Origin of the sequence: Blautia sp. MCC270 (genome assembly GCF_018785605.1) — a bacterium.
Lineage (GTDB): Bacteria > Bacillota > Clostridia > Lachnospirales > Lachnospiraceae > Blautia_A > Blautia_A fusiformis.
The window spans coordinates 1-567 of record NZ_WQQD01000069.1; the positions used below are offsets into that span (position 1 = coordinate 1).

The window sequence follows — 567 nt, forward strand, 5'->3', positions numbered from 1 at the left end:
CGAAGCCCGTGAGCCATGCGTCAAGAAAAGCCGCTATCGTTCATATTGTACCCGTACCGTAAACCGACACAGGTGGATGAGGAGAGAATCCTAAGGCCGGCGGAAGAAGTATTGCCAAGGAACTCGGCAAAATGGCCCCGTAACTTAGGGAGAAGGGGTGCCTGCGAGAGCAGGCCGCAGAGAATAGGCTCAAGCAACTGTTTAGCAAAAACACAGGTCTATGCGAAACCGAAAGGTGAGGTATATGGGCTGACGCCTGCCCGGTGCTGGAAGGTTAAGAGGAGAGGTTAGACGTAAGTCGAAGCTTTGAATTTAAGCCCCAGTAAACGGCGGCCGTAACTATAACGGTCCTAAGGTAGCGAAATTCCTTGTCGGGTAAGTTCCGACCCGCACGAAAGGCGTAATGATTTGAGCGCTGTCTCGGCAATACATCCGGTGAAATTGAAGTGCCAGTGAAGATGCTGGCTACCCGCGCCAGGACGGAAAGACCCCATGGAGCTTTACTCCAGTTTGGCACTGGGGTCCGGTGTTGCATGTACAGGATAGGTGGGAGGCTGAGAAACGGTA

General features: G+C 53.1%; 1 rRNA gene. It reads left to right on the forward strand.

Going from position 1 to position 567, the window contains the following annotated elements:
* Positions 1-567, forward strand: a 23S ribosomal RNA gene (locus tag GPK58_RS12490); the annotation flags it as partial.